General features: G+C 41.2%; 19 protein-coding genes and 1 pseudogene. 6 read left to right on the forward strand and 14 right to left on the reverse strand.

What is annotated here, in order from left to right:
• Nucleotides 1-55: 55 nt before the first annotated feature.
• The 4 genes from K5Q29_RS03350 to K5Q29_RS03365 form a co-directional block, all read right to left on the reverse strand.
• Nucleotides 56-460 carry a hypothetical protein gene (locus tag K5Q29_RS03350; protein ID WP_024410982.1) on the reverse strand — a complete coding sequence of 135 codons (405 nt, stop codon included), beginning with the start codon at nucleotides 458-460 and terminating at the stop codon, nucleotides 56-58.
• 5 nt (nucleotides 461-465) lie between these two features.
• The gene (locus tag K5Q29_RS03355; RefSeq protein WP_105139768.1) at nucleotides 466-951 is read right to left on the reverse strand and encodes a prolyl-tRNA synthetase associated domain-containing protein; all 486 of its coding nucleotides are present in this window, start codon (nucleotides 949-951) and stop codon (nucleotides 466-468) included.
• A 117-nt stretch (nucleotides 952-1,068) separates the two neighbouring features.
• Nucleotides 1,069-1,887, reverse strand: coding sequence for a HaeIII family restriction endonuclease (locus K5Q29_RS03360; protein ID WP_105139767.1), 819 nt, complete (start codon nucleotides 1,885-1,887; stop codon nucleotides 1,069-1,071).
• The gene (locus K5Q29_RS03365) at nucleotides 1,871-2,053 is read right to left on the reverse strand and encodes a hypothetical protein (RefSeq protein ID WP_105139766.1); all 183 of its coding nucleotides are present in this window, start codon (nucleotides 2,051-2,053) and stop codon (nucleotides 1,871-1,873) included. Before K5Q29_RS03365 ends, K5Q29_RS03360 begins: the two co-directional genes overlap by 17 nt.
• A gap of 112 nt (nucleotides 2,054-2,165) precedes the next feature.
• Between K5Q29_RS03365 and K5Q29_RS03370 the strand changes: the two genes are divergently transcribed.
• A complete protein-coding gene (locus tag K5Q29_RS03370; protein WP_029186778.1) occupies nucleotides 2,166-3,401 on the forward strand; it encodes a DNA cytosine methyltransferase in 1,236 nt (411 codons plus the stop codon).
• Between the two features lie 64 nt (nucleotides 3,402-3,465).
• Here the strand turns inward: K5Q29_RS03370 and K5Q29_RS03375 are convergent, their stop codons facing one another.
• The 3 genes from K5Q29_RS03375 to trpX are packed head-to-tail and all read right to left on the reverse strand — an operon-like array spanning nucleotide 3,466 to nucleotide 6,111.
• Nucleotides 3,466-4,224 carry an ABC transporter ATP-binding protein gene (locus tag K5Q29_RS03375; protein WP_002935681.1) on the reverse strand — a complete coding sequence of 253 codons (759 nt, stop codon included), beginning with the start codon at nucleotides 4,222-4,224 and terminating at the stop codon, nucleotides 3,466-3,468.
• Entirely contained in the window at nucleotides 4,221-5,087 is an 867-nt protein-coding gene (locus K5Q29_RS03380; RefSeq protein WP_105139765.1) for an ABC transporter permease, read from the reverse strand. Before K5Q29_RS03380 ends, K5Q29_RS03375 begins: the two co-directional genes overlap by 4 nt.
• Before the next feature lie 22 nt (nucleotides 5,088-5,109).
• The gene (trpX, locus tag K5Q29_RS03385) at nucleotides 5,110-6,111 is read right to left on the reverse strand and encodes a tryptophan ABC transporter substrate-binding protein (RefSeq protein WP_079396498.1); all 1,002 of its coding nucleotides are present in this window, start codon (nucleotides 6,109-6,111) and stop codon (nucleotides 5,110-5,112) included.
• A 793-nt stretch (nucleotides 6,112-6,904) separates the two neighbouring features.
• On the opposite strand from trpX, the gene K5Q29_RS03390 reads away from it, so the two are divergent.
• A complete protein-coding gene (locus K5Q29_RS03390; protein WP_105122015.1) occupies nucleotides 6,905-8,563 on the forward strand; it encodes an NFACT family protein in 1,659 nt (552 codons plus the stop codon).
• 25 nt (nucleotides 8,564-8,588) lie between these two features.
• On the opposite strand, the gene budA is transcribed toward K5Q29_RS03390, so the two are convergent.
• The 3 genes from budA to K5Q29_RS03405 are packed head-to-tail and all read right to left on the reverse strand — an operon-like array spanning nucleotide 8,589 to nucleotide 11,694.
• Nucleotides 8,589-9,305, reverse strand: a complete 717-nt coding sequence (gene budA / locus K5Q29_RS03395) for an acetolactate decarboxylase (RefSeq protein WP_024385953.1) — start codon at nucleotides 9,303-9,305, stop codon at nucleotides 8,589-8,591.
• Between the two features lie 3 nt (nucleotides 9,306-9,308).
• Nucleotides 9,309-10,538, reverse strand: a complete 1,230-nt coding sequence (locus K5Q29_RS03400) for a tetratricopeptide repeat protein (protein ID WP_221877005.1) — start codon at nucleotides 10,536-10,538, stop codon at nucleotides 9,309-9,311.
• Nucleotides 10,528-11,694 (reverse strand): AI-2E family transporter, encoded by a 1,167-nt coding sequence (locus tag K5Q29_RS03405; RefSeq protein ID WP_105116404.1) that lies wholly within the window; start codon nucleotides 11,692-11,694, stop codon nucleotides 10,528-10,530. The genes K5Q29_RS03400 and K5Q29_RS03405 overlap by 11 nt, the downstream gene beginning before the upstream one ends.
• A 135-nt stretch (nucleotides 11,695-11,829) precedes the next feature.
• Between K5Q29_RS03405 and K5Q29_RS03410 the strand changes: the two genes are divergently transcribed.
• Together K5Q29_RS03410 and K5Q29_RS03415 are read left to right on the forward strand one after the other, a co-directional pair.
• Nucleotides 11,830-12,834, forward strand: coding sequence for a lactonase family protein (locus K5Q29_RS03410; protein WP_105153437.1), 1,005 nt, complete (start codon nucleotides 11,830-11,832; stop codon nucleotides 12,832-12,834).
• 63 nt (nucleotides 12,835-12,897) lie between these two features.
• Nucleotides 12,898-13,083, forward strand: a complete 186-nt coding sequence (locus K5Q29_RS03415; protein ID WP_002935693.1) for a hypothetical protein — start codon at nucleotides 12,898-12,900, stop codon at nucleotides 13,081-13,083.
• 27 nt (nucleotides 13,084-13,110) lie between these two features.
• Here the strand turns inward: K5Q29_RS03415 and K5Q29_RS10855 are convergent.
• Both K5Q29_RS10855 and eno read right to left on the reverse strand, forming a co-directional pair.
• Nucleotides 13,111-13,758: pseudogene (locus K5Q29_RS10855) on the reverse strand (HAD family hydrolase).
• 337 nt (nucleotides 13,759-14,095) lie between these two features.
• Nucleotides 14,096-15,403 carry a surface-displayed alpha-enolase gene (gene eno / locus K5Q29_RS03425; RefSeq protein ID WP_002935704.1) on the reverse strand — a complete coding sequence of 436 codons (1,308 nt, stop codon included), beginning with the start codon at nucleotides 15,401-15,403 and terminating at the stop codon, nucleotides 14,096-14,098.
• 149 nt (nucleotides 15,404-15,552) lie between these two features.
• Between eno and K5Q29_RS03430 the strand changes: the two genes are divergently transcribed.
• A complete protein-coding gene (locus K5Q29_RS03430; RefSeq protein ID WP_105124120.1) occupies nucleotides 15,553-16,005 on the forward strand; it encodes a DUF1694 domain-containing protein in 453 nt (150 codons plus the stop codon).
• Nucleotides 16,006-16,011: 6 nt separating this feature from the next.
• On the opposite strand, the gene K5Q29_RS03435 is transcribed toward K5Q29_RS03430, so the two are convergent.
• Nucleotides 16,012-16,242 carry a hypothetical protein gene (locus K5Q29_RS03435; protein ID WP_002939617.1) on the reverse strand — a complete coding sequence of 77 codons (231 nt, stop codon included), beginning with the start codon at nucleotides 16,240-16,242 and terminating at the stop codon, nucleotides 16,012-16,014.
• Nucleotides 16,233-17,360, reverse strand: a complete 1,128-nt coding sequence (locus tag K5Q29_RS03440; protein WP_105153438.1) for a glycerate kinase — start codon at nucleotides 17,358-17,360, stop codon at nucleotides 16,233-16,235. Before K5Q29_RS03440 ends, K5Q29_RS03435 begins: the two co-directional genes overlap by 10 nt.
• Before the next feature lie 107 nt (nucleotides 17,361-17,467).
• Here K5Q29_RS03440 and K5Q29_RS03445 point away from each other — a divergent pair, with 107 nt between their 5' ends.
• Nucleotides 17,468-18,118 carry an HAD family hydrolase gene (locus K5Q29_RS03445; protein WP_044694110.1) on the forward strand — a complete coding sequence of 217 codons (651 nt, stop codon included), beginning with the start codon at nucleotides 17,468-17,470 and terminating at the stop codon, nucleotides 18,116-18,118.
• The last annotated feature ends 23 nt before the right edge of the window (nucleotides 18,119-18,141 follow it).

Here is an 18,141-nt window from a genome sequence, read left to right on the forward strand (position 1 = left end):
TTCAAGAAAATTTACAAAAAACTCCGCTGAAAATCAACGAAGTTCTACATATACATTAGTAACCATGTCCCTTATGTTCCCACTTACCACCAACATTCCGCACTAAAATCCATTTCCAATCCGTATGGGTACTATTAGGCTCTAAGGTGGGCTCTGCCCCCTCAGCTGCTACCTTAAAAGACGAAGTTAGGATAATAGCTTCCTCTGCACCATAGTGCTCCGCCCACTCATCAAATTCCTTTTCATTATCACCACTATAACCGATAGTCAGCAATTTACAACTTTTAAAATGGTGATCAAAGTAATCTTCAACTACAAGAATAGCCGCCTCAATCTCTTTTTCCGTATACAATTCTGACTGTTCCATCGGTTCAATCTCTGCCTGAGAAGCTGTTCCTGTCCGACATCCTACCAAAAAGAGACAACACAACAGACTACAAATAGCTAAACATTTTCTCATCTTTGTTACCCCAAGTCAACAATCGTTGCTGAAAAGCCAATCTCTTCGACAAAACGTAAAATATCCTCTGTCTTTACAAAAATTGTTTTCGTATTAACATTGGCGTGGAAGGTTAGAATGGGTTTAGAAAGGATTTCTTTATCAAAAAAGACTTGAATATCCTTATCAACATTATGTAACAAGCCAAAAACAGATACCACACCCGCAGGCAAGTGCATTTTTTCCATCAAGCTTTCACTTGAGGCCATGCGAATACGATTGGCTCCCACCAAATCACGAAACTGGTCCATATCCAACTGCTTCTGGTCATCCATGATCAGTAAATAAAATGCAGTCTTTTTCTTATTAGTCAGAAACATGGACTTGGTCCGTACTCCTTCTACCCCTTCAATGTAACGGTCTGCTTCCTCAGTTGTCAGAGCTGGTGGATGCTCTACAATGGTGTAGTCCATTCCCAAGTCAGCTAAGCTTTCAAAAACCAATTTATCCATGACAGCACCTCTTGATATATTTAGTATATTATACTTCTTTATAACTAAAAATTCAAAGGATAAGAAAAGCCTGGATTACTCCAGACTTTAGACAAACAGATTGCCGTATGTCGATAATCAATCTTCCCAATACTCTTCAATATTTGTCACACTCTGAGGGATACCAATTAGCTGAATATCAAATTTTAAGGAAGGTTCCACTCTTGAAGAGGCATTATGAATACGGAAACTGATGGACCAACCATTATCCATAATCAACTCCAGAGTATTTTTAGAACCTCTCTTGTAGTCTAAAGAGAAAATTCTTGTTGGTAAAACTGTCGATAATCCCTTGATTTTTGTCTTTGGACGAATGGTTTGATAATTGATAGATAAGGTATCGTTTAAGTTGAATGCCTGAACAATCGTTTTCCGTTCCTTATCCTTTGCGATGACTTTATAAAAATCTTTTCGCCCTAGTAGATACTCAATTAGAAGTTTGGGGACTTCCTGATGTTGCTCGTATAGACGAAGCAACTCAAATTTAAAAGCTTCAAGAACAGGTAAATAAATCTCCACCTCTTTATTTTCAAACATAGTCCACTTATGTTGCTCGGCTTTATCAAGGTGCTTGGTTTCATCCCTCAAAGTTGCTAACCTAGTGAATACAGGCTTGATGGCTTCAAAGTAATCGTTAGAAACTGGAAGCCCCAACCATTTCAAACCAAAATCTATGTCATTGGATAGCCTAGAATGTTTTAGGGCGTGATGATTATGTTTACAAGAAATTCCAATCTCCCAATCAGTTTCCCCTTTGATAAATACAATATCCCTAACATCACCATCTCCACCACTTTTATCAACTAAAATGGATAAGGTCACTAATTCCTGTCCATTAGAAAGATTTGGTTCTGCCTTTAAAATAGTATTTAGACTCGCCTTAGCTGCTTGAAACATGTCTTCCTGCTAAAATGCCATCTAATTTTTGGAAATTATCTTGTGCAGTTAGATAGGCCTTGCTCTCTTCAATTTCACATCTCATCCCCAATTCTGTCAAAGCCTTGTAAAAAGTTGTAATACAAGCATATTCAAATCCTTTTCCTTGTACTGTCTGCTTAGCCATTCTACTACTCCTATATATTTTTACTACCTTTATTATCCCACAATAGTTTCTACTGGCCAAGTTTATTTTTTTTTGTTATACTTGTAAAGTATATATTCAGTTGGGAGTTCTTATGAAAAAAACAAACAAGCAATTTATATCTTCATCCACCTTCACTGTAGAAGAGATTGAAGAAATATTACAAGCTAAAATCAAAGAAGAAACTCAAAAAGTCGAAGATGCCATTACTCAAGAGGAAAAAGATAAGGAACAAGCTGTTATTGATACTATTCAATACGATGAAAGCAAAATCAATATTGTTTCCCTCTTTAGTGGCTGTGGTGGACTTGATTTAGGTGTCGAATTAGCTGGTCTTGTTGCTCAGTACGGTCAAGAAAAAGCTTATCAACTGTTCCAATCAAAGTTGTCCTATGATAGTCACAGAAACAAGCTTATCAATTTCATTTTTTCAAATGATTTATTTGAATCAGCAAATCAGTCTTACCTAAAAAACTTCCCTGATACGACTTACAAAAGTTCTAAAAATATCCAAAAAGTTTCCCTTTTTCCAAAATCCAATATCATTCTTGGAGGATTTCCTTGTCCAGGCTTTAGTGTTGCAGGTCCACGCTTGCTTGATGATGAGCGTAACTTCTTATACATTCATTACATCCGTGCACTCATGCAGTCAAAACCTGAGTTCTTTATTGCAGAAAATGTTAAAGGTCTAATGACACTCGGAAAAGGAAAAGTGCTAGAACAAATTACAGAAGACTTTGCAGCCGCTGGCTATGTCGTTACTGCTCACCTTGTAAACGCACGAGATTATGGAGTTCCACAATTAAGAGAACGTGTTTTCATTATTGGTGTAAGAAAAGATATTCAGAAAAAATTCAACTATGTCTATCAACTGCCACCAGCAACACACGGTCCAGATAAAGAAGCATATGTCACACTCAAAGATGCCATCGGAGATTTACCTCTTGAGCCGAGCGATGTCTTCGATTCAACATATTCTTCTATGTACATGAGCCGAAACCGTAAGAAAACATGGGAAGAGCAAAGCTTTACAATCCAAGCCAGCGCTAGACAGGCACCCCAGCATCCCCACGGATTACCTATGAAAAAAATAGACAAGGAAACATGGGTATTTCAAGGAAACCATAATCGTAGACTATCTGTCAGAGAATGTGCCCGCATTCAAACCTTTCCGGATTGGTTTGAATTTTCTAACGGAAATAAAGGAAATGTGACAGAGAACCATCGATTAAATGAACAATATAAGCAAATAGGAAATGCTGTACCTGTTATGCTGGCTGAAAAAATTGCCAGACCTATTGTCGAATTTTACTACAAAAATCTACTATAAAAAACAAGAATCCTGACCAAACACAGGATTCTTTCTTTATCTTTATTGACACATAAACCTCAAACTAATCAAACAACTTATAATAATCTTCCAGTTTCATCTTGGATTTTTCTTCAGCTGTTTGGTCCTGAATAATCTGACCATTTTTCATGACAATCAAGCGATTACCGTGACGCAACGCATCTTCCATCTGGTGAGTGACCATGAGGGCCGTCATTCCCTTGGTCTCAATCAATTCATCTGTTAACTGCATCAAGGATTGGCTAGTTTTAGGGTCGAGGGCTGCAGTATGCTCATCCAAGAGTAAAAGTTCAGGCTGTTTCAAACTCGCCATCAACAAACTCAATGCCTGGCGTTGACCACCTGATAAGAGCCCTGCTGGCGTGTCCAGATGTTTTTCTAGACCATTTCCCACTCTCGGCAAAAGCTGGGCAAATTCTTCGGTCTGTTGGGCCAATCTGCGTGGCACTAAGCCCCGCCCCTCGCCACGGTACTTAGCTATAAGTAGGTTTTCTGCTACCGTCATCCGTGGTGCTGTTCCCATTTTAGGATCTTGGAAAACACGGGCCAGATACTTGGCACGCTTTTCTGCAGGCCAATTGGTCACATCCTCTCCAAGAATATGGACTGAACCACTGGTCAAGGGTAGGGTTCCAGCAATGACATTAAAGAGGGTTGACTTCCCAGCCCCATTTCCACCCAAAATGGTAATAAAATCACCCTGATAGATGGTCAGATTGACATTGTCCAAAATCACACGTTCTTCATCAAAACCGTTTGTCACCACCTTGGTGGCATTTTTTAATTCAACAATTGCTTTCATCGTGACAGACTGGCTCCTTTCAGAAGTTTATTTTTCAACTCAGGAACCATGAGGCAGACCGCCAAAATCATGGCCGAGAAGATACGGAGGTAGCTGGTATTGATACCGAGGGAAATGACCACCAAAATTAAGAACTGATAGAAAATCGCTCCGACAACAATGGCCAAGAATCGTTCTAACATAGTAAGGTTACCATAAATTACCTCACCGATAATCAGACTAGCCATACCGACTACAATGACACCGATACCACGCGACACATCCGCATAGCCTTCTTGTTGTGCAATCAAGGCACCTGCAAGAGCGATGATACCATTTGAAAGAACAAGGCCTAGCAACTCCATTCGACTTGTATTGATACCAAAACTACGTGCCATATCTGGATTATCCCCTGTTGCAATAAAGGCCTGTCCAAGGCGAGTATAGAGGAAGAACATCAAGGCACCAATCACCACCACTAGGCTACCTAGACCTAGCAAGAGACCATTAATTTGCTCAGAAAAAGGAAGGAAATCTTGTAAACGTTTGGTATTCAGTAAGCCTAAATTTGCCCTACCCATGATAAATAGAATGACAGAGTGACAGGAAGACATGACCAAGATACCAGCCAGGAGAGTGGGAATTTTCCCCTTGGTATAAAGCAAGCCTGTGACAAAGCCCGCCAAGCAACCTGCTAAAACGGCTGCCAGCGTTGCCAAGACAGGATGAACTCCTTGCGTCAATAAGGTAACAGCAACCGCTCCTCCAAGCGGGAAAGAGCCCTCTGTCGTCATATCAGGAAAATTCAGAATCCGAAAGGTAACGAATATTCCCAAACCTAGTACAGCCCATAAAAGAGCCTGTGAAACTGTTGATACAATCATATTTTTCCTTTTCTCTTATCTCTTATTCGATAACCTTGCTTGCTTTACTAATCACATCATCTGACAAGGTAATTCCTAATTCTTTAGCAACTTTTTGGTTAACGACAACGGTTCCTTCGTTAAAGATTTGTACAGGTGTATCCGCTGGATTGGCACCGTCAAGAATTTTCGCAGCCATCTTACCAGTTGCCACACCCAAGTCATATTGGCTAAGGGTAACAGATGCGATACCTCCACCTTCTACCATGTCTTCTACGCTGGTGAAAATCGGAGTTTTGGTTTTATTTGCCACAGATACGACAGTTGAAAATGCTGAAGCAACTGTGTTGTCTACTGGTGTAAAGAGAACATCTGCTTTACTACTTGCGACCTCTACTGTCGCTGCAATTTCATTACTAGAAGCAACTGCATATTCAAGAACAGTATAGCCAGCCTCTTCCGCCGCAGTCTTAAATTCCGCTACTTGAATTTTTGAATTGTCCTCGTTTGAAGAATAGAGGACACCGATAGTTTTAGCGTCTGGTGTAATTTCTTTAATGAGAGAAACTGCATCTGCTACTGGTGTTTGGTCAGATACCCCTGTGATATTTCCACCAGGATTTTTCAAATCCGTCACCAGGTTGGCTCCGACTGGATCTGTCACAGCTCCCATGATAATGGGTAATTCTGTGGTTGCATTGGCAAGACCTTGTGCAGCAGCTGTTGCGATACCAATCAATAATTCATTGCCATTGTCCACCAGTTTTTTACTCATGGTTTGAACTTGGGATTGATCACCCTCAGCATTCATAAAATCAATCTCCAGATTGTCTGTTGTAGAATAGCCACCTTCTTTAAGACCTGCCTTGATTCCCTTATAAATCTCATCTAATGAATCATGTGTCACAAATTGCAGAACTCCAATTTTAACTTTTTCTGTGCTATTAGATGAATTGTTCTGTTCTTTTTGCGTCAAAAACAGGGCAGCAATTACCATAACAGTGAGGGCAACAATCGTAGCAAGTAAATTTTTATTTTTCAACATATTCATTCTCCTTTAAAAATACACAATATTCAATCTCTATATCATCAATATATTATCCCACCATCGCCATCGTTTCATCTTGATTACCTCGTATTATCTATCGTTGTCAAAGTAGAATGAATTATCGGCATTTCATTTTTTCAATTAAACTACAATCTACAAAGACAAGGAAAAAGCCCCCGCATACTGAAAAACAGTACGCGAGGGCGTCAATGACACGGTGCCACCTCACTTATGGGAATTGTCTAGAATCCTCCCATATCTCATCTCCTCTAACAAGGAGTTGCACTGTAAGGTGTGCGGACCGAACTATCATTGTTTTAAGTTCATTTGCGTGACTGTTTGGGCTAGTTACTTCGTTAACTCTCCTTGCTATACCGCCAGTATAAGCTGCGACGACCTGCCTCGTACTCGGCCAAAACAGTCTACGCAAAGTATGCTATGCCAAACAATCCTTGTGAATTTAGGGCATTTTAGGACTAGGCAGTCGGGTGAAGGCAGTACTGGTGGTACGGCAAGACCGACTAACGACATCATAAAATAGACATAAATGCACATCAGCCCATTTCATAAAACTCCGCCACCTGTTCCCAGTACCACAGGCTTCCTGAAGACTTCTGCTTTACTACTTCTTCTGATTACAGACGATTATACGGCATCCATCAATCTTTGTCAATACTTTTGATTAAATTTTCTGAAAACTTTTTATGTCAGTAGGGACTACCAGTCTCATCAAAAAACATCAAAATATGATATACTAGACTGAGTTATAGCTATTAGAAAGAGGAAAAACATGTCTTTTGACGGATTTTTTTTACATCACATGACGGCTGAGTTAAGGGCCAATTTAGAAGGTGGGCGGATTCAGAAAATCAACCAGCCCTTTGAACAAGAGATTGTCCTCAACATCCGCAGCAACCGTCAGAGCCATAAATTGCTTCTGTCCGCCCATTCGGTTTTCGGTCGGGTTCAGCTGACCCAGTCGGACTTTACCAATCCAAAAGTGCCCAATACCTTTACCATGATTCTGCGGAAATACTTGCAGGGAGCCATTATCGAGGAGATTCGTCAGTTGGACAATGACCGTATCTTAGAATTTTCGGTGTCCAACAAGGACGAGATTGGCGACCATATCCAAGCAACCTTGATTGTGGAAATCATGGGCAAGCACAGCAATATCATCTTGGTAGATAAGTCTGAACAGAAGATTATTGAGGCTATCAAGCACGTTGGTTTCTCGCAAAATTCCTACCGAACCATCTTGCCAGGCTCCACCTATATTCGTCCACCGGAGACGCATTCTCTCAATCCTTATACGGTGTCTGACGAGAAATTGTTTGAAATCTTATCGACTCAGGAACTGAGTCCAAAAAATCTCCAACAGGTCTTTCAAGGTTTGGGTCGGGATACGGCTTCTGAACTGGCCAATCATTTGCAGATAGACCGCCTGAAGAACTTCCGTGCCTTTTTTGACCAGGCAACTCAGCCTAGCCTGACAGACAAATCCTATGCTGCTCTGCCATTTGCCAATAGCCCTGAAAACCAGCCACACTTTGAGAGCCTGAGCAGTCTGCTGGACTTCTACTATCAGGATAAGGCGGAGCGGGATCGGGTGGCCCAGCAGGCCAATGAGCTGATCAAGCGGGTAGCCAGTGAGTTGGAGAAAAATCGCAAGAAACTAATCAAGCAGGAGCAGGAATTGGCGGATACGGAGACGGCGGAGTTGGTGCGGCAAAAGGGCGAGCTCCTGACCACCTATCTGCATCAAGTGCCAAATGACCAGTCGAGTGTGCGGTTAGACAACTACTATACGGGCAAGGAACTGGAGATTGAGTTGGATGTGGCTTTGACTCCTAGCCAAAATGCCCAGCGGTACTTCAAGAAGTACCAGAAACTCAAGGAGGCGGTCAAGCACCTGACCAACTTGATTGAGGAAACCAAGGCAACCATTGTCTATCTGGAGTCCGTTGACACCATGCTAGGACAGGCTAGTCTGGCAGAAATCGATGAAATCCGTGAGGAATTGATTGAAACAGGCTACCTCAAACGTCGCCACCGTGAGAAAATCCATAAGCGTCAGAAACCTGAGCGATACTTGGCGACGGACGGGAAAACCATTATTCTGGTCGGGAAAAATAACCTACAAAATGATGAGTTGACCTTTAAAATGGCCAAAAAAGGCGAACTCTGGTTCCATGCCAAAGACATTCCAGGCAGTCACGTGGTCATCACAGATAACTTGGCCCCAAGTGACGAGGTCAAGACAGACGCAGCTGAATTAGCAGCCTACTTCTCTAAGGCCAGACATTCCAATCTGGTCCAAGTCGATATGATTGAAGCCAAGAAACTTCACAAACCGACAGGTGGCAAACCTGGTTTTGTGACCTACCGAGGTCAGAAGACCCTCCGTGTCACCCCAACTGAAGATAAAATAAAATCCATGAAAATCTAGTTCATGGATTTTTCTGTATTGAAGCCTACTCCGCCTTATCAATATCTTCTCTAACTTCCTTAGCATTGAACTTAGCGAAAAGATACTGGCGGTCTTGAACAGGAAAACGTTGGTCTAGTTGATCTACTGGCCCCACTTCCACCATTCCTTCTGAGATAACATAATCCATGACATGCCCGCCAAATGTCAAATCATCCGAAATAAAATGCAAATGATAGCCAGCTACACTGACCCCGTGAAAAATTTCTGGCGTCCAAATACCAACAATAGTACCTGAAATATTCTCAGCGGTATACTCAGGCTGGCGACTTGCCACCTCCGCAAAACGGACATCAGAAGCCGATTTTGGAATCATGCGCACGTGCATATGCGAAAACGCCCCTTTGATTTTGATGGAACGAAAAAGATTTTCACCATCATAATAGGATTCAATCCGCTGGTGCAATTCATCGCTAGTCATTTCAAAGCGTTGTTTGAAAATCACTTCTGCCTCATGGAAAATGACCGCCGCATAGGGAACCTTCATATCAGCTGGAACTTCAACCACTTCTGGTTTCTCCCCTGCTCCCTTGGCCTGATAAGCCTTTCCATCCAAGACAATCAGCTCACCATCAATAGAGTCCAGTGTACCTAAACCCAAATCACCATGTTCTAACAATTCACCTACTGTCAGAGACCCACCGTAAAGACCTGCCATCAAGGCACCTAAGGTATTGTATTGAAATAATCGATTTACTTGCATAACCTACTCTTCATTCAAAAATTCTTGCATGGCTAAATCGTCTGGCACCAATTGGATATAACGACTAGCTTGCTCTTTTGCCTCATCCAAACGACCAAGTTGACGTAAAACCGCTACGTAATCAGCCAAAAATTCAGGATTCTCAGCCAATTCTCCAGCCAATTCATCGTAAAGCTCACTCGCTTCATCATCTCTTTCTAGAGCTTGATAGGCCTTGGCCATGTTCCATCGAGCCAAAACATTCTCAACCTCTTCGTCAACGAGGGCAAGAACTTCGTCATAGCGTTCCTGCTCAAGATACAGATTGGACAAGCGCAGAGCTAGTTCGTTACTATTATCTGCCACCTCTTTTGCCCGTAGAAGATAATCTTCTGCCCCTGCCTCGTCATGCAATTCATAGGCATACTGTGAAGCCTGAAGCAATAAATTGGCATCAAAGTCATTTTTAGCCAGGCCTTTTTGAGTCATAGCCAAGGCATCATCAATCTTATGCTCGGCATGAAGCGACTGAGCATAGGCATATTCATAGCCCTCAAAATCAGGATTGATGGTATCCAGCTGCTTGAAGTAGAGATTGGCCTTTTGGTATTCTTCTCGTTCAAATAGCAGAGCTGCCAATTCAAAGACCGTCTGATCATCGTATTCCAACTCAACAGCTTTTTCCAAAAATTCAATTGCCGCTTCAAATTTCCCTAAACTTGCATAGGCAATACCAATTCGCTGATAGGTAGAAACTCCCGTTAATTCGTAGATTTCACGATTATCCAGCTGGGCATAGTAGGAAATAGCCTCATTAAAAAGCTCCAGTTCCATATCCAATTCTGCTAAGCCAAAGAGGATGATGGGTTCATCTGATAAGTGACTTGCTTCTAACAATTTTTCACGCGCCACCTCCGACAAGCCTTCTGCCTGATACAGGTCCGCCTTAACCAATAAGGCTTCCACATAGACAGAACTGTCTTCCGAAATTTCCTCCAAGTATCCGAAAGATTCTTCAACCAAGCCATCTTCAAATGCTATTTGGGCAAGATTGATCAGTACTTCGGGAAATTCTTCTTTGACCTGTTCATAGATTTGTCTAGCCTGTGGGAAAAAACCAATGCCTTCTAAATAGGCTGCCAAGGACAAAAGTGTTTCGCTATCATCTTGCGCCAAGGCGCGCTTGAAATACTTATCTGCCTTGTCTAAATCCTGTTGATCCAAACAAACCAACATTTTTTCACTATTGTTCATTCACAACCTCATTTTCTTCATCTTCATACAAACTACTGTGTGCCTTGTACCATTCAAATGCCGCTTTCACTAAAACCTTAATAGATGCATATATTGGAATTCCCAGAAGAACTCCTAGGACACCGTACATCTGACCAGCTGTCAATAATACAAATAAAATGGTAATCGGATGAATACTTAGGGAGCTTCCGATAATCAATGGTGTCACAAAACGACCTTCTATAGTCTGCTCAATCATAAAGACTACTAAAACCTTTATCAGCATGATTGGACCAGCAATCAATCCTAAAATAACAGCTGGAATCATGGCCAAGAAAGAACCCAAATACGGAATTAGATTGAGGAAACCAGCCATCACCCCCAAAGTTATTGGATAGCTAAGACCAATGATTGAGAACATCACTGAGAACATCAGGGCAACAATAATCGCAACGGTCACCTGACCACGAACATAGTTTGATAATTGCCCATTCACATCTGATAGTACTGTTCCAATCGGTTCTCTCCACTTGGTTGGTAGATATTGGGTGATGTGTTTATTCAAATACTGACCATCCCGTAACAGATAAAAGAGAATAAAAGGCATAATCAAAATAGCAACAATAATCTGCGAAGCGGTTGAAATCAAATTACTTGCCCAATTCACAGCACTTGAGGAAAACTTCTGAGCATAGGCAACGACCTGATCATTGACCTTATTTAACATCTCCAGAGCTGTTGGTCTAAATTGTTCAAAGCGCTGATCCTGTAGGAGCCCAGTTACCTGTCCTTCGATTTTCTGGATATTCGAAGGAAGATTTTGCGCAAAAGATGTCACTTGCTCTTGAATACTCGGAATTGCCACCGCCAGTCCCCAGATAATGAGAAGACTGATTAAAACAAATAGAATGGAAATACCAACTGTACGAGAAATTTTATGCTTTTCCATCCAGTCAACCATCGGATTTAACAGGTAATACAAAAGACCTGTTAAAATCATCGGTAACAATACAATTTCTAAAAAGCTTCCTATTGGTCTAAATAAAAAACTAATTTTACTAAAAATAAATATGGTCAAAAAAGTCAGCAAGGTTACTAATAAAAATATCACCGCTTGGCTATTCAAAAATAAGCGGAAAAACCAAGTCAGACTAAATTTTTGATGCTTATCCTCCATCTAATACACTCCTAGTCTTTTTTTCTATTGTAACATGGAGAAAGGATTTTTGTAAAAATCAACTACAGAATTTATACGACTTTCTCAGAAAAACATGGTATAATTTTATCAATCATTTCCAAAAAGGAGAATCCTATGACTATCTATTTCGGTACCTACACAAAACGTGAATCAAAAGGAATTTATAAAGCAAATTTTGACTCTGAGACAGGACAACTTAGCAATCTAGAATTGGTCACTGAAGAACCTAACCCTACCTACCTTGCCTTTGATAAGGCCGGACATCTATACTCCGTTGGCGCTGAAAATGGTCTAGGAGGTATCGCTGCCTTTAATGCTGACTATACTCTACTCAACCATGTTGTATCAGAGGGTGCACCACTTTGCTATGTCGCTGTAGATGAAGCAAGAGATTTAGTTTATGGCTCCAATTTCCACAAAGGGCAACTACTTGTTTATAAACGTTTGGTGAATGGTTCACTAGAATTAGCTGATGTCGCTCAACACGAAGGATCTGGGCCGCACGAAAACCAAGCTTCCGCCCACGTTCACTTTTCTGATTTGACGCCCGATAAATTTTTAGTAACCTGTGATTTAGGATGTGATCAAGTGGTAACCTATAAGGTATCTGACCAAGGAAAAGTAGAGAAAATCGCAACCTATCAGGCTGCGCCAGGAAGTGGTCCACGTCACATTGTCTTCCATCCTGTCGCAAAAATCGCCTATCTCATCTGTGAACTCAATTCAACTATTGAGGTGCTTATCTATGACGGCTGGGGACAATTTGAACACCTACAAACTGTCTCTACTCTCCCAGAAGACCATACTGGTTTCAACGGTACTGCCGCTATTCGCATCACAAAGGATGGTAAATTTATTTATGGATCCAACCGCGGAAACGACTCTATCGCAGTCTACAAAACGCTTGCTGATGCCAGCTTAGAATTAGTTGAAATCATCCCAACAAATGGAAAAACTCCTCGCGATTTCACGCTTAGTCCTGATGAAAAGCATTTGATTGTTGTCCATCAAGATTCTGACAATGCAACTATATTTGAGAGAGATGCCGAAAATGGCTGTTTGACTGAGCTTTCACACGATTTCTATGTTCCTGAAGCAGTTTGCGTTACATTTTTATAAGTCGTTTCAGTTGTGAAATCCGTCCAGTTTTGGTTTAATAGTCTCATAGGAGGTGATTTCAACATGAATCCAGTAGATCTTTTTAACCAAGTAAAAGAATTGATTGCAAATAAAGACTTTGATGGTGCAAAACAATTTATCGAAGAAAACAAGGACCAATTCGGTGAATACTTGGAACAAGCAAAAGGCTTGTTATCAGGTTCTGAAGGTGTTAACGGTCTTTTAGATAAAGTTAAAGGCTTGTTCTAATACATGTAAAAACTAGGCTGAGAATGTTCAGTCTAGTTTTTTTGTTTGTTCAAAAATATTTGTTATCTCTTGCAATGAAGGAATTACCCAATCGCTCTTCAATTTTTCATTTTCACTGGCATGCTTTCCAAAACCTGTCAGTATCCGTACAGTCCACATTCCCAAAGATTTAGCAGGCAGAATATCATTATCATACCTATCCCCGACATAGACAACTCTATCTACAGGGATATTTGTTTTTTGCAAGGCAAGTGTGAAAATAGCTGTATTTGGTTTAGATAAACCAACCTCTTCAGAGAGGATGATGAGTTGAAAATAAGACTCAATTCTCCACTCTTTAAGTAGTTCTCTAATACTACTAGACTGATTGGCAATAATCCCCAATCGATAGTTTTGTGATAACTTCTCTAGAACATCTATTGTTTCAGGATACAGGCTCACACCCTCATTTGTCCATAAAGGACGTGGCTCGGTCGGTGCAAAATAGTGCTAGGTCGCACGAATGGGATCCAGCGACTTATGAGCATACTCCACCATTTTCTTTTTATAAGAATCTGATGAAACCTCTATATCCAGAGACTCTAACTTCTTCACACACTTGTCTATATAATAACCATAAGCAGCCTCTTCATCTAAAAGCGTCGAACCCAAATCAAAAAATATCCACTCTATCATCCCGCTCTCCATCTCTTTTCAAAATGAGAATACTTAAGTTGATCCGCCTTTTTAGAATATCATTTTATCAATATCAAGGCAAAGAAAATTCCCTAGGAAAACCTAGAGAGTTTTACTAATCCCTCGCTATGCTAGCTTGGGGATAAATTAGTACACTGTACTACGAAAAACAAGTCTGGAAATTTCCAGACTTGTTCTTATTATAACCTTCGCTATTCTAGCTCAGGGATAAAACAGTCTACCAGACATTGAAAAACAAGTCCGAAAATTTTCGGACTTGTTCTTACTATAACCCTCGCTATGCTAGCTCGGGAATAAAACAGTCTCCCAGACTGTTTTATTTTTTCAAGTTGTAGAATGAGTTCAAGCCTTTGTAGACTGCAACTTCACCAAGTTGATCTTCGATACGAAGCAATTGGTTGTATTTAGCGATACGGTCTGTACGTGACAATGAACCAGTCTTGATTTGGCCTGCGTTAGTTGCAACTGCGATGTCAGCGATTGTTGAATCTTCAGTTTCACCTGAACGGTGTGATACAACGGCAGTGTAGCCAGCTTCTTTAGCCATTTCGATAGCTTCAAATGTTTCAGTAAGAGTACCGATTTGGTTAACTTTGATAAGGATTGAGTTAGCAGCACCTTCTTTGATACCACGTGCAAGGTAGTCAGTGTTTGTTACGAAGAAGTCGTCACCAACCAATTGAACGCGTTTGCCAAGACGCTCAGTAAGAGCTTTCCAGCCATCCCAGTCGTTTTCATCCATACCATCTTCGATAGTGATGATTGGGTATTTGTTAACCAATTCTTCAAGGTAGTCGATTTGTTCTGCAGAAGTACGAACAGCAGCGCCTTCACCTTCGAATTTAGTGTAGTCGTAAACTTTACGCTCTTTGTCGTAGAATTCAGATGACGCACAGTCGAAACCGATCATGATGCCGTTTTCGCCAGCTTCGTAACCAGCAGCTTCGATAGCTTCGATGATTGTTTCAACACCGTCTTCAGTTCCTTCGAACTTAGGAGCGAAACCACCTTCGTCACCAACAGCTGTTACCAAACCACGAGCTTTCAAGATTTTCTTCAAAGCGTGGAATACTTCAGCACCCCAACGAAGACCTTCTTTGAATGAAGGAGCGCCAACTGGCAAGATCATGAATTCTTGGAAAGCGATTGGAGCGTCTGAGTGAGAACCACCGTTGATGATGTTCATCATTGGAGTTGGCAATACTTTAGTGTTGAATCCACCAAGGTAAGTGTAAAGTGGCACTTCAAGGTAGTCAGCAGCAGCACGCGCAACAGCGATAGAAACACCGAGGATTGCGTTTGCACCCAATTTACCTTTGTTAGGAGTACCGTCAAGAGCGATCATAGCGCGGTCGATAGCTTGTTGATCACGAACGTCAAAACCGATGATAGCGTCAGCAATCACGTTGTTCACGTTGTCAACAGCTTTTTGAGTACCAAGACCAAGGTAACGAGATTTGTCACCGTCGCGAAGCTCAACTGCTTCGTGCTCACCAGTAGAAGCTCCTGAAGGAACCATACCACGTCCGAAAGCACCTGATTCAGTATAAACTTCAACTTCAAGTGTAGGGTTACCGCGTGAGTCAAGGACTTCACGAGCGTAAACATCAGTAATAATTGACATTATATTACTCTCCTTTGAGTTTAAAATTGTTACATAGCTATCATACCCTAAAAGAAGGGATTTTTCAAGAAAAAACAGGTTATTTTACTGAAAGAAATAATGTAAACGCCTTCCTTTTCAAAGTTAACTGAGTATGTTATACTGAAACCATGAACGATTTAAATACTACCATACTACAGAAAGCCTCTGGCGAAACACGATTGAATCCAGATGAACAACGTCTATACATGGGAACCTATCGCGAACGGGTTGTCCTGCTCGTTTCCTTTGACGATTTGAGTAATGAAGTTGTCGGAAATAAGTTCGATACAATTTGCCAAAAACTAGCAAACAGCTACTCTCCTCTATTCCTCAAACTCTCGCCAGCCCTGTCTGACAAGCAACAAATTTCACTACTAAAAATTGCTCAGAACTTCGGCATTACTACCGCTATCATCGATGAAAAAATAGGACAGTCTCCCTACGCACTTGTCTTTCACACAAATCACGCTGTGGATAATGAAGAAGTTAGCTTAGAATCCATATTTCCAAATCTTATCTCAAAACCAGAAGAAAAAAAGGAAGATGCAAAACCTTCCTTCTGGAAAAAATTATTTGGTTAGACTTATTTATCGATAAAGCAGTATAAATATTAAAGCAAAAATAATACAGGTTAGACAAAGGATTCCTAGCAATCTGCCTCTTTCATTTTTTTCATTGAAAAAGAACATTGCTCCGTTTGCCTTTATTACATTCGTTTCCGTTCCTCTTTCTTTTTCGGAAAGTCTCATAACGGATACTAGCTTTGCAAGACAAATAAAAATAAATAAGATAATAGCCACATATTTCACTAATTCCATCTTTGTTGGCCTCCTAATTGAAGAATTCTTGCCACCTGCTCTGCCGTGCGGACCAGGTTTTTTTCTGCTTTCTGAAGCGTGTCCTCCAAACTTTCAACGCTTGCAATTATCGGAAAAGCGGCACAGATATTTTCAAAAGGAAACTCGGGAAGATCGTCTTTGAGGCTACCACAAATTGCAATGATGGGAATCCCAGTCGGCGTACGTCTAGCTACTCCTATCGGAGTCTTCCCTGATAAGCTTTGGGCATCCATCCGCCCTTCTCCGACCACAACCAGATCCGCTTTGGTGACGCGATGATCAAAGTCCAACTGATCCAAGACAAAGTCGATGCCTTTTTGAATGCGAGCACCTGCAAATTGAACTAGACCTGCTGCCATACCTCCTCCAGCACCCGCTCCTGCCAAATCGAGTAGCATTGGATTAACCAATTTATAAAAGGACTCCATTTTCTTGTCTACTAGTTCAAATTCAGCAGGGGCAAGACCTTTCTGACCTGCAAAAACAAATGTGGCACCCGCTGGTCCGCAAAGCGGATTCTCCACATCCGTTACCAAATCAATCCTGACCTGAGATAGATCTACCAACATATCCTCTGTGGAAAAGCTGACAATCTCCCCGATATGAGCTCCAATTGCCTCTACTTCTTTTCCAGCTCGATTATAAAATTTCACTCCTAAACCTGCCGCCATTCCGATACCACCATCATGACTGGCAGAGCCACCTACTCCTATAAATATGCGTTTAATACCATTTTGAACGAGCTCCACAATCAGCTCCCCAACCCCTTGTGTCTTAATAAAGAGAGGACTCCTTCTTTCATGCGGGATACTTGCCAGCCCTACAATCTCAGCCATTTCAAAAACCGCAAGATCATCTTTAACCGCATAGGAAACCTTAATTTTATCTCCAAATGGACCTGTCACCCAAGTCTGGGTTCCATCCAAGGATAAGGCCTGCATTAGACTCTCAACTGTCCCTTCGCCACCATCTCCTAGGGGAATTAAGTCATACCCTGCTTGTGGGTAAACTTTAGAAAATCCTTTTTTAATCGCTTCAGCAACCTTTGTAGCTGAAAGAGACTCTTTAAATGAATCCGGAGCAATGAGAATATGCATAGTACTAACCTCCTTTATATTATTAGTATATCACGCTCCTATTCAGCTTTCAATAAATCTTTTCTGTTTTTCATCGTCTGTGTTATACTGAAAGAAAGGAGATGAGTATGTATCAAACTATATTATTTGACTTAGATGGAACTCTTACTGATTCTGGACAAGGAATCTTAAACTCCGTCGCCTACGCACTAGAAAAAATGGGAATCGAAGAACCAGATACAGCCAATTTAAACCGATTCATCGGCCCGCCACTCTATGAATCTTTTTCACGATTCTACCAACTCAGCCCTGAAGATACACAAAGTGCAGTTGATGCTTTCCGTGTCTATTTTAAAGAAAAAGGAATGTTTGAAAATCAACTCTATCCTGGAATCATCCCTCTGCTTGAAGAATTGAGAACAGCTGGAAAAACACTAGTAATTGCTACCTCAAAGCCAGAAATATTTGCCAAACAGATTCTAGAACATTTTGGTATCGCTCACTACTTTGATGTCATTGCCGGTGCTAGTCTGGATAGTAGTCGCATCAGTAAGGCGGACGTCATCGGCTATGCTATAAATCAATTAGAAGCATTTCCAAACAATGCTGTGATGATTGGAGATAGGGAACATGACATTGAAGGAGCACGCAGGCACCAACTTCCCGCCATCGGTGTTCTTTACGGCTATGGGAGCAAGCAGGAATTTGAAAAGGCTGGGGCCACCATGATAGTTGAAACCGTCCAAGATTTGAAAAGGGTTTTACTGACAACAGAATAGAAGAAAAGCCAGCACTCAGCTGA

Source organism: Streptococcus sp. 2018037, from assembly GCF_019754195.1.
Lineage (GTDB): Bacteria > Bacillota > Bacilli > Lactobacillales > Streptococcaceae > Streptococcus > Streptococcus hashimotonensis.

What these genes read in the sequence shown, in the direction of transcription:
- K5Q29_RS03350 (WP_024410982.1), bottom strand. Translation starts at nt 460, where the DNA reads ATGAGAAAATGTTTAGCTATTTGTAGTCTGTTGTGTTGTCTCTTTTTG.
- K5Q29_RS03355 (WP_105139768.1), bottom strand. Translation starts at nt 951, where the DNA reads ATGGATAAATTGGTTTTTGAAAGCTTAGCTGACTTGGGAATGGACTAC.
- K5Q29_RS03360 (WP_105139767.1), bottom strand. Translation starts at nt 1,887, where the DNA reads ATGTTTCAAGCAGCTAAGGCGAGTCTAAATACTATTTTAAAGGCAGAA.
- K5Q29_RS03365 (WP_105139766.1), bottom strand. Translation starts at nt 2,053, where the DNA reads ATGGCTAAGCAGACAGTACAAGGAAAAGGATTTGAATATGCTTGTATT.
- K5Q29_RS03370 (WP_029186778.1), top strand. Translation starts at nt 2,166, where the DNA reads ATGAAAAAAACAAACAAGCAATTTATATCTTCATCCACCTTCACTGTA.
- K5Q29_RS03375 (WP_002935681.1), bottom strand. Translation starts at nt 4,224, where the DNA reads ATGAAAGCAATTGTTGAATTAAAAAATGCCACCAAGGTGGTGACAAAC.
- K5Q29_RS03380 (WP_105139765.1), bottom strand. Translation starts at nt 5,087, where the DNA reads ATGATTGTATCAACAGTTTCACAGGCTCTTTTATGGGCTGTACTAGGT.
- trpX (WP_079396498.1), bottom strand. Translation starts at nt 6,111, where the DNA reads ATGTTGAAAAATAAAAATTTACTTGCTACGATTGTTGCCCTCACTGTT.
- K5Q29_RS03390 (WP_105122015.1), top strand. Translation starts at nt 6,905, where the DNA reads ATGTCTTTTGACGGATTTTTTTTACATCACATGACGGCTGAGTTAAGG.
- budA (WP_024385953.1), bottom strand. Translation starts at nt 9,305, where the DNA reads ATGCAAGTAAATCGATTATTTCAATACAATACCTTAGGTGCCTTGATG.
- K5Q29_RS03400 (WP_221877005.1), bottom strand. Translation starts at nt 10,538, where the DNA reads ATGAACAATAGTGAAAAAATGTTGGTTTGTTTGGATCAACAGGATTTA.
- K5Q29_RS03405 (WP_105116404.1), bottom strand. Translation starts at nt 11,694, where the DNA reads ATGGAGGATAAGCATCAAAAATTTAGTCTGACTTGGTTTTTCCGCTTA.
- K5Q29_RS03410 (WP_105153437.1), top strand. Translation starts at nt 11,830, where the DNA reads ATGACTATCTATTTCGGTACCTACACAAAACGTGAATCAAAAGGAATT.
- K5Q29_RS03415 (WP_002935693.1), top strand. Translation starts at nt 12,898, where the DNA reads ATGAATCCAGTAGATCTTTTTAACCAAGTAAAAGAATTGATTGCAAAT.
- eno (WP_002935704.1), bottom strand. Translation starts at nt 15,403, where the DNA reads ATGTCAATTATTACTGATGTTTACGCTCGTGAAGTCCTTGACTCACGC.
- K5Q29_RS03430 (WP_105124120.1), top strand. Translation starts at nt 15,553, where the DNA reads ATGAACGATTTAAATACTACCATACTACAGAAAGCCTCTGGCGAAACA.
- K5Q29_RS03435 (WP_002939617.1), bottom strand. Translation starts at nt 16,242, where the DNA reads ATGGAATTAGTGAAATATGTGGCTATTATCTTATTTATTTTTATTTGT.
- K5Q29_RS03440 (WP_105153438.1), bottom strand. Translation starts at nt 17,360, where the DNA reads ATGCATATTCTCATTGCTCCGGATTCATTTAAAGAGTCTCTTTCAGCT.
- K5Q29_RS03445 (WP_044694110.1), top strand. Translation starts at nt 17,468, where the DNA reads ATGTATCAAACTATATTATTTGACTTAGATGGAACTCTTACTGATTCT.